The following is a 9,227-nucleotide window of genomic DNA, read 5'->3' as shown; positions in this document are numbered from 1 at the left end:
CACCGTGTGCCGGACCGAAGCCGGGTCGTCCGAGGACCGCTTCCCGCAGGATGCCTGCGCGCTCACACAGCGTCACCAATCCAGCCACGCCCAACCGGCAAAGGACCTGCGACGCGCTGCACTAGTCGGAATCCGGGTGACCGGCGCCGGTCGCACAGGACGGCGCGAGGTCACGGCAGGGCCATCGGGGGGGGCGGTACGCCTACTCCCCGGTGGCCCCGCTCCGTTTCGGGCCGCGCGAGCGCAGCACGCAGTCCCCGCAGAGGCCGCCGCCCGGCACCTTGTAGTAGAGGCAGCAACTGCGGCGCAGGAAGGCCGTCCCGAGCCCTTCCTCGTACACGAAGGTGCCCGTCCCGCCGAGCGCCCCGTCCTCGGACAGCAGCGCGTCGACCAGGGCCACGGCCGGGCCGCCGGGCACCCGGTCGAGCAGCACCCGCAGCGCCCCGACCAGACCGGAGGCGGTGTTGCCGCGCAACACCCTGGCGGACACCCCGAACCGGGCGCGCAGCGGCGCGTCCAGTGCCGCCAGGTTCCCGAGCACGGTGTCGCCGAGCGCCTCGGCGGGCAGGGCGCCCTCCCCGGGTCCGGGCAGCCACAGTTCCAGCGAGCCGGCCCCGGGCAGCCGCCACCAGACCCGGTCGGGCGCCAGGTCCGGCACCCGCCCGGCCAGAGCGGCGCAGCCGAGCCCGAGCGACCAGAGTCGGGAGGCGATCCCGAACTGCGCGGTGGAGGCCGCCACCCGGCCGGGCCCGCTGCGGATGCGTCGCCCCACCTCGTTCACGTACGGGTCGAGGTGCTCCGTGTACAACGCGTCGAGCGGGCGGAAACCGGGGCCGGGCGGCTCCTTCCCGTACGGCACGGTGAAGAAGGGCCCGACGGAGGCCAGCCGCCGCAGTACGTCGTCCATGCCCCGATGATCTCAGGCGGGCTCCGAACCCTCCGTGATCTCCACGTAGTGCGGGTTGTACATGACGCCGAGCACATTGCCGAAGGGATCGGTCACCGAGGCGGTCGCGAAGCCGGCGTCGCCCCACTCCGTGATCGGTTGGTACTCCTTGGCCCCCAGCTCCAGGAGCCTGCGGCGGGCCGCCGGCAGATCGTCCACGTGCCAGTACGCGACGACCCCGGAGGGGGTCCCGATGACGGCGCCGGGCGGGGCGTACCGGGCATCGATGATCCCCAGTTCGTCCTGCCGGTCGCCGATCCGGAACTCCACGTATCCGGGGCGCTCGAAGTACGGCTCGATCCCCAGCAGCTCGGTGTACCAGCGCTTCGCGGCGTCCAGGTCGTGCGCCCAGAAACTGAGCGTGGCGAGACCTCGCAGCATGGGATCCTCCCGATCTCCGACAGCGGTTCCCCTTGACGTTACGACGGCCCGCGCGGGCCCGCTCCCCTGCGACCGGAGGCGCGCGCCCGGTCGACCACTCACCGCGCCGAGGGGCGCGCCGGACCGGGGCGCGGGGGCGTCCCCGGGGGCTCGTCGGGACGTGATCGGGCCCGCGTGCGACCCGGGTGGAGCAACGGGGCGCCCTCGCGATCCGCCCGCCCGCGCACACTCCGCCGGCGACCGCCTGTTCGATGCCCTGAGGTGTCGGGGCGCGCGGCGTGATCGTCCGCGGAGCGGGCCTTCGCAGCCGCCGCCGCAGGCACGTGGCTCCCCCGGTGTCTTCGCAGGTCAGGGGCCATGCCACGGCCTCGGGTCGGGGCCGGTTCGGCCGGCCGGGCGGTCCGTGTCGAGCGGTGGAACGGTTGTCCGTGGATCAGGGTTGCGGGCTCCGCGCCCGGGGGACGGAACTGATCGAAAAACGTGGCCGCGACGTTGCCATTCAGGGGGTTCATGAGAGGACTTCGAGGGGCTACATTGAGCCACTCGCGTTCACCTGACAGCCCGTTGCCTTTCACTCGCGTTTTGCGCGGGGGGTGACGTCAGGAGCGCAGACTGTGCAACCACCCCACCGCCCAGAAGGACCGAAGGCTCCGTGCCCGTACCCGTACTCCTCGCCGGCCGCAGCCTGCGGCTTGAGCCCCTCGCCCCCCACCACACCGAGGCCTTGGCCATGGCCGGGGCCGAGGATCGTACGACTTACGCCTTCACTCCCGTACCGCACGGGTTGCAGGCGTCCCACGAGTACATCGACCGTGCCCTCGCCGATCAGGCGGCGGGTCGATCGCTCCCGTTCGCCGTGGTCAGGGCCACGGACGGGCGGGTCGTCGGTTCGACCCGGTTCCTGGAACTCGACTACTGGCAGGGGCCGCTCGTGTGGCCCGCGGTGCCCGGGGTCCCGTTCGGCGACCCGGCGACCGCGATCCCCGATGCCGCCGAGATCGGCAACACCTGGCTGTCGCCGGGCGCCCAGGGCACCGGCATCAACACCGAGGCGAAGCTGCTCATGCTCCGCCACGCCTTCGAGACCTGGGGCGTGCGCCGCGTCTCCCTGCGCGCGGACGCCCGCAACGGCCGCTCGCGGGCCGCGATGGAGCGCCTCGGATTCACCTCGGAGGGGGTCCGACGGGCCCACTCACGGGGGCTGGACGGCGCGGTGCGCAGTACGGCCTTCTACTCGATCCTCGACGAGGAGTGGCCCACCGTGCGGTCGATCATCGAGCTCAGGGTCTCGGGCGCGGCGCCCCGCAAACGGCGCCGCAAGACGCTGATCCCGGCGTAGCGCTCCCGGGGTCGGCGCACCGGCCCCGTGCCACCGCCACCGCCACCGCCACCGGCCGCTCGTTCCCGGGCCCTCGTTCCGTTCCCCTCGGCCGTCAGCCGAGGAAGGCCGGGGCGAGGGCCGAGGCCATGAGACGGGCCGGGGCCCCGGTGCCGTCGGCCGGCACGGTGTACAGGTCGGCTCCGAAGTCCCCGGGCAGGGAGTAGACGACGGTCCGGCCGTCGCGCCACACCACCTGGTCGTCCACGCTGCGGTCTTCGGCGAGCGGGGTCTCCCGCATGGACGCGAGATCCAGGGCGTACAACCTCCAGGGCGCGTCGGCCGACAGGCCGGGCACCCGCTTCTTGAACACGAGCCGGGTCCCGTCGGGCGACAGGGACGGACACTCCACGTTCTCCCGGAGCGTGGTCACGGTCCGCTCGACCACGTCCCCGCGGACCAGGTGGGTCCGTCCGCCCGTCGCGAGCGTCGCGTAGAAGGTCCGCTCGTCGGCGGCGAAGGTGACGCCCCAGAAATTGACGTCGGCGTCCCGGTAGGCCTTCCCGTCCTTGCGGATGGCGAAGTCCTCCAACGAGGCGTCGAACCGGCCGGTGCGCAGGTCGAGGAGCGAGGTCCGGGTGGAGAAGTTCGTACCGGCGTACGAGTCACCGCCGACGAAGACCGTCCAGGCGGCGAGCCGGCCGCCGGGCGAGACCCGGGCCCGGGTGGGGATGCCCGCCAGCGGGCGGGCGGACACCTCGTGGAGACGGGCGTCGAGCACGACGGCCCGGTAGGTGTCCTGGACCCCGCCCTTGACGGCCTGGAGGCAGATTCCGGTGCCCGCGGCGGAGTGGAAGCGCAGGCACCTCACGCCGGACGCGATGCGGGGGCCGTCGGGTGCGGTGGCCGCGGCGGTGGCCAGCTCGTCGCGGTGCGGACCCCAGGCCATGTTCCGGAAGACGATCCGCGCCCCGGCGTCGCCCCGGTCGAGCGAGACCTCGCCTCGGCTGACCGGGGGCCCGCCCGCCCGGGTCCGGTTCTTCTCCTCGGCGCGCGTGGAGGCCCGTACGACGGCGAGCGCCCCCACGGCGGCGAGGAGCACGACGGCGGAGACGAGGATCAGGATCCTGCGCTGGAGGGTCATGGGGACCTTTCGGGGTGGGGGATCAGTTGTGCGAGGGCCGCAGTCGGACGCACCCGGCGACGACCGCGGCCAGCAGGGCGGCCGCGACGAGGAGCGCCGGGCGGGCGCCCCAGGCGGTCCAGGCCGCGCCGAAGCCGAGCGAGGCGGCGAACCGGGCGAGGGCCTGTCCGGTCTGGACGAGGGCGAGCCCGCCGCCGCGGTGTTCCTCGGGGACCGCGTCGGCGGCGGCCGCCATCAGCACCCCGTCGGTCGCGGCGTAGAAACCGCCGTGCAGCAGGAGCACCGCGTAGGGCAGGGCGGGGTGTCCGCCGCCGGTCAACAGGAGCCCGTACACGGCGAGGAGCGCGAGGTGCCCGCCGAGGAAGACGCGCCCGCGGCCGATGCGGTCGGCGAGTCGGCCGAGCGGCAGCGCCAGCAGGAAGAAGGCGGCCGCGGTGCCGAGCGGCAGCAGCGCGAACCAGCGGTCCGCGAGTCCGGTGGCCCGCTGGAGCAGCAGGAACACGAAGGCGTCGCTGACCGTGCACAGTCCCAGGAGCAGGGCGCAGAGGCCGATGCGGCGCAGGTCGCGGCGGCGCAGCAGTCCGAGGGCGGCGCGCAGCGAGACGGGTTCGGCGGCCGGGGCGGGGGTGGTGCGCCGGCCGGGTACGAAGAGCACCAGGACCAGGACGCCGAGCGCGGCCACGCAGGCGCTGACGGTGAACACGGCGTCGTAGCCCTCGGCGGCGCCGCGCAGGATGAGGAAGGCGAGGATCGGCCCGATCAACGCGCCGGCGGTGTCCATGGCCCGGTGGACGCCGAAGGCCCGGCCGCGTTCCCCGGGCGTCGCGGAGAGGGAGATCAACGCGTCGCGCGGGGCGGTGCGCAGGCCCTTGCCGGTGCGGTCGAGCGCGAGCACGATCCCGATGGCGGGCAGGGTGTGCGCGAGCAGCAGCAGCGGTTTGCAGAGGGCCGAGAGTCCGTAGCCGAGCCCGGCGAGGAGCTTGTGGCGGCCGAAGCGGTCTCCGAGGTGGCCCCCGGTGAGCCGGACCAGGGCGCTGACGCCGTTGTAGAGGCCGTCGAGCAGTCCGAAGCCGAGCGGGGAGAGGCCGAGTCCGGCGACGAGGTAGAGCGGCAGCACGGCCGTGACCATCTCGGAGGAGACGTCGGTGATCAGGCTGACCGTGCCGAGGGCGAGGACCGTGGGGGCGAGCGCGGCGCGCCGCCCCGGGCGGGTGCCCGGGGCGACGGCCGGCGACTCGGGGGGCACGGCGGGCGCGGGGGTTCCGCGACTGTCCGCGACGTACATGGTCAGGAGGCCCAGATCCCGGTGATGTCCTGGGCGCCGGCGGCGTTGCCGGCGTGGGTGGTCAGCCCGGCCAGGCCCTCCAGGGTGCGCAGCACGTCGTAGTGGTTGTAGGTGGTGGCGGAGGTGCTGCCCGGGGTGACGGGTTGGCCGTAGAGCACGGTCGGGATCTTGTTCCCGGCCAGCCTGTTGTCCTCGTCGAAGGTGACGACGAGGAGGCTGTTGTGGGTCTTGGCCCAGTCCGCGTAGGGCTTGAGGTTGTTCTTGAGCCAGGTGTCGCCGGTGCCGACGGAGCAGTCGTGCATGTCGTTGCAGAGGTTCGGGACGACGAAGGACACCTTGGGCAGGGTGGTGAAGTTCGTCGGGAACTGGGTCATGGTCTTGGCGGTGGAGGTCGGCACGTTGGAGAACGCGAACCAGGGGTTGTGCTTGCGGGCGTAGTTGCCGCTGCTGCACGTGGTGGAGCCCTGGGCGGGGAGGGTCTCGTTGTAGCTGGCCCAGCTCTTGCCGGCGGCGATCAGTTCGGAGGCGAGGTTGGGTGCGGAGCTGAAGCCGGGGGTGTAGCAACTGTCGCCGGTGACCCCCTGGTTCGAGCCCGAGAAGAGCTGGAGGTAGTTCGGCTGACTGGGGTGGGTGATGCCGTAGGACTGGGTGAGGTTGGCTCCGCCGGTCTTCAGCGAGTTGATGTAGGGCGCGCTGGAGCTGCCGATGACCTGGTTGTAGGCGTGGTTCTCGAAGACCACGACGACGACGTGGTCGGGGGCGGGAAGGGCGGCCGCGTGGGCGGGCTGGGCGGCTGCGATGCCCGCCCATGCGGCGACGCCCGCGACGGTCACGCCGAAGGCGGAGGCCAGGGCGGTCGAGCGGCGGGGACGTGAAAGGGACATGCCAAACACGGGACATACCTCCGGGCGTGCGGGGGGGTGGCGGCGGCGCGGACGCACCATACCCAGCGGCATGTGCATGGGCCAGGGATGGCCGGCGAACAGAACGGGAACTCCCCACACCTTCCTGGGGGCGGGCAATGGCCGTCCCCGCGGAATGTCAAGAGAAGTTAAAATGCGGAACCTCGGAGCACTTTCGTTCATCATTCGAACGGAAGCAGTCAAACCTCGCCCCGACGGGGCAGCAGCAGCCGGAGAGCCACCGCACATGTCGTACGCACCCGACGGGCCGCAGTACCAGCCGCCGTATCGGCCTGAAGGGCAGCCGCCGCAGCAGCCCCGGCCGCCCCACGGCCAGCAGCAGGGCGGCGGTCCCGGCCGGCAGCCGCAGTACGGGCAGCCGTACGGGCAGCCGCAGTACGACGCCCAGGGCCGGCCCCAGGGCGGGCAGGGCGGCGACCCGTACGGCCGGCAGGGCGGTCCGTACGGCGACGGGGGCGGCGCCCCGTACAACGGTCAGTACGGCGCCCAACAGCCTCCCTACGGCGGGCCCGACGCGCAGTACGGACAGCAGTCGTACGACGAGCCCCCGTACGACGAGCCGCCCCGGCGCAAGTCCAAGGTCAAGCGCTGGCTGATCGCGGGGACCACCGTCCTCGCGCTCGGTGGCGTCGCGGCACTCGTGATGAGCCACTTCGAGATACCGCCCTTCAGCGACAAGGGCAAGGACGTCTCCTTCGGCGGCGCTCCCGACGGCAAGAACGAGGAAGCCGCCAAGCCGCCGGCGACCTCGAAGATGTCGATGCCCACGGGCCCGAAGGCGCAGTTCAAGAACTCCATGACGCTGGCCGACGGCACGCACGTGGCCGTCACCACGCTGGACGGCAAGAAGTCCGGCTTCAAGGGCAAGGTGTGGGTCTGGGCTCCGAAGGAGTACAACGACCCCAAGTTCGCCAAGAGCGGCTTCCCCGTCATGATCGCCCTGCCCGGTGGCGCCGGCTACCCGACCAACTACTGGATGGGCACCGACCTCGGCCTCCAGAACAGCATCAGCAAGTGGTACAGCGAGGGGAAGAGCAAGCCGTTCATCCTCGCCATGCCCGTGCTGAACCCGGGTCCCGACGACAAGGGCATCTACTGGGACGGCTCGGACATCCCCGCCCAGCCCAAGATGGGCACCTGGCTCACCGATGACGTCCCGGACCTGATGCGGCAGAACTTCCGCACCGTCAAGTCGAGGGACGGCTGGGCCTACATGGGCTCCTCCACCGGCGGCTTCGCCAGCCTCAAGGCCGTGCTGAAGTACCCGGAGAAGTTCAAGGCCGCGATCTGCTCCGGCCCGGACATCCTGCCCGACTCCTCGCTGTGGAGGGGCCACGAGAAGGAGAAGGCCGAGAACAACCCGGAGCTGCTCGCCAAGCAGCTCATCGAGAAGAAGGGCCCGGACGTCTACCTCGCGTTCCAGGTCGGCGACAACGAGAACAACAAGAAGACCCTGCCGGACGTGAAGAAGTTCATCGCCACCTACGGCAAGGGGCCCGTCCACACCAGCCTGAGGGTCATCCCCAACGGTCAGCACAACGCCAAGACGTACGTCCCGAACATGGGCGAGGGACCGATCCAGTTCATCAGCAAGGTGATGGAGGGACCGGTCGAGTAACCCGACCGTCCTACGGAGCGACGCCCACGGCCCGCTCCGACGCCCGCTCCTCGCGCTCCGGCCCGCCGAACACCTTCGGCGGGCCGTCGCCGTCCCACGGCGCCCAGCCCGGGTCGCCCGTGACGGCGAAGCGGACCCAGGCCGCGTGCATCTCGTCCGCGAGGGCCTGGGGCGCGTCGGGCCCGACCAGCCAGGAGGATTCCGGCTTGTGGAGGGTGTCGAACACGAAGCCCAGCTCCAGGGCGTGGCAGGCGCCGAGCCCGGGGATCCCGCTGGGCCACCGGAACTCGTAGAGGTGGCTCGGGGCCTCCCGGCGGGATCCGGCGAGGCGCCGCAGCGGATCCCGCAGGAGCCGGTCCGTGAGCAGGTGCCCGGCGAGGTCGGCGGGGCCGGCGGCGGGGCGTTCCGCGCGCAGGGCCCGTACCGCGTCCCGGCCCTTGCCGGCGCGGACGCGTGCCAGTTCCACGGCGAGCGGGCCCATCCGCTCCAGGACCCGCATCGCCCCGGTGGGCGCCAGCCAGAGCCGGTGCTCCTCGGCGGTCCAGCCCAACAGCAGCGGCACGTCCGGGGCGACGGCGGCGAGGGGGTCCTCGGGGAGCGTGTCCGGGTCGGCGACCAGCCCGAAGGCGGGGCCGCCGGTGACCGGGCTCGACCGGCGCGACACCGCCTCCTGCGCGGCGAGCAGGTCGGGCAGGGCGACATCGGCGAAGGCCCGCGCGGTGGCCGGCACCTTGAGCAGCGAGGCCATCCTGCGGACCATCGGGCGGACCCGGTCCCGGGGCATCACCTCGGGTGCGCCGCTCTGCAGGACGGCCCGGGCGAACAGCCCCGCCGCCCGGGGCGCGGCGAGCAGGGCTCCGATGCTGATCGCCCCGGCGGACTCGCCGAACACCGTGACCTGCTCGGGGTCCCCGCCGAAGGCCGCGATGTTGTCCCGGACCCAGGTGAGGGCAGCGATCTGGTCGAGCAGGCCGCGATTGGCGGGGGCGTCGGGGAAGAGCCCGTACCCGAGGACACCGAGCCGGTAGTTGACCGAGACGAGCACGACGCCGTCCCGGGCGAAGGCCGCGCCGTCGTAGACGGGTACCGCGGCGGATCCCCGGGTGAGGGCGCCGCCGTGGATCCACACCATGACCGGCAGTCGGGCCCCGGCCGTCGGCTCGGGGGTCCACACGTTGAGGTTCAGGCAGTCGTCGCCGGGGACGTCCGGGTCGGGGAGCAGGGCGGCGAACCGATCCGGGTAGGCGACCTTCGGCGCGGTGGGTCCGAACGCGCCCGCGTCGCGGACCCCGTCCCAGCGGGCCGGGGGCGCGGGCGCCGCGAAGCGCAGGGCTCCGACCGGCGGCGCAGCGTACGGGATGCCGCGGAAGACGGCGCTCCCGTCGCTCTCCACGCGGCCTTCGAGCACACCGCTCCCGATCGCGACCCGGGGTCGGGCGCCGCCCGCTGAGCTCATCGTGTCCTCCTGAGGTGACGTGCGCCCGCCGCCGGAATCCGTCCTTCGGGGCACGGTCGCACAGCCTCGCGACGGGTGACAAGGCGTGACCCGGCCGGCGCGGGCCCGGCTCCACCGGCCGGCCGAACCGGTGCGCGCGCGGGGAGTGCGCGGGCG

General features: G+C 73.0%; 8 protein-coding genes. 2 read left to right on the top strand and 6 right to left on the bottom strand.

The genetic code is table 11. The features are described from left to right. Positions 1 to 202 precede the first annotated feature (202 nt). Both OTB19_RS26250 and OTB19_RS26245 read right to left on the bottom strand, forming a co-directional pair. Complete coding sequence (locus OTB19_RS26250) at positions 203 to 907, bottom strand: (2Fe-2S)-binding protein (RefSeq protein ID WP_267800965.1); 705 nt, start codon at positions 905 to 907, stop codon at positions 203 to 205. A gap of 12 nt (positions 908 to 919) precedes the next feature. Then, on the bottom strand, positions 920 to 1,327 hold the full coding sequence (locus tag OTB19_RS26245; RefSeq protein WP_267800964.1) for a VOC family protein: 408 nt from the start codon (positions 1,325 to 1,327) through the stop codon (positions 920 to 922). Positions 1,328 to 1,979: 652 nt separating this feature from the next. Between OTB19_RS26245 and OTB19_RS26240 the strand changes: the two genes are divergently transcribed. Continuing rightward, entirely contained in the window at positions 1,980 to 2,666 is a 687-nt protein-coding gene (locus OTB19_RS26240) for a GNAT family N-acetyltransferase (RefSeq protein WP_267800963.1), read from the top strand. A 94-nt stretch (positions 2,667 to 2,760) separates the two neighbouring features. Here OTB19_RS26240 and OTB19_RS26235 read toward each other — a convergent pair whose 3' ends face one another. The 3 genes from OTB19_RS26235 to OTB19_RS26225 are packed head-to-tail and all read right to left on the bottom strand — an operon-like array spanning position 2,761 to position 5,958. Next, positions 2,761 to 3,789, bottom strand: coding sequence for a TolB family protein (locus tag OTB19_RS26235; RefSeq protein ID WP_267800962.1), 1,029 nt, complete (start codon positions 3,787 to 3,789; stop codon positions 2,761 to 2,763). Positions 3,790 to 3,811: 22 nt separating this feature from the next. Next, on the bottom strand, positions 3,812 to 5,074 hold the full coding sequence (locus OTB19_RS26230; RefSeq protein WP_267800961.1) for an MFS transporter: 1,263 nt from the start codon (positions 5,072 to 5,074) through the stop codon (positions 3,812 to 3,814). A gap of 2 nt (positions 5,075 to 5,076) precedes the next feature. Continuing rightward, the gene (locus OTB19_RS26225) at positions 5,077 to 5,958 is read right to left on the bottom strand and encodes an alkaline phosphatase family protein (RefSeq protein WP_267800960.1); all 882 of its coding nucleotides are present in this window, start codon (positions 5,956 to 5,958) and stop codon (positions 5,077 to 5,079) included. A gap of 265 nt (positions 5,959 to 6,223) precedes the next feature. On the opposite strand from OTB19_RS26225, the gene OTB19_RS26220 reads away from it, so the two are divergent. Continuing rightward, entirely contained in the window at positions 6,224 to 7,615 is a 1,392-nt protein-coding gene (locus OTB19_RS26220; RefSeq protein WP_324290542.1) for an alpha/beta hydrolase, read from the top strand. A gap of 10 nt (positions 7,616 to 7,625) precedes the next feature. Here OTB19_RS26220 and OTB19_RS26215 read toward each other — a convergent pair whose 3' ends face one another. Next, positions 7,626 to 9,071 carry a carboxylesterase/lipase family protein gene (locus OTB19_RS26215; RefSeq protein ID WP_267800959.1) on the bottom strand — a complete coding sequence of 482 codons (1,446 nt, stop codon included), beginning with the start codon at positions 9,069 to 9,071 and terminating at the stop codon, positions 7,626 to 7,628. Positions 9,072 to 9,227 lie beyond the last annotated feature (156 nt).

Origin of the sequence: Streptomyces sp. H27-H5 (assembly GCF_026627505.1) — a bacterium.
In the GTDB taxonomy this organism is placed as follows: Bacteria; Actinomycetota; Actinomycetes; order Streptomycetales; family Streptomycetaceae; genus Streptomyces.
Note: the sequence above shows the minus strand (reverse complement) of the source record. Positions and strands in the feature narration are given on the sequence as shown.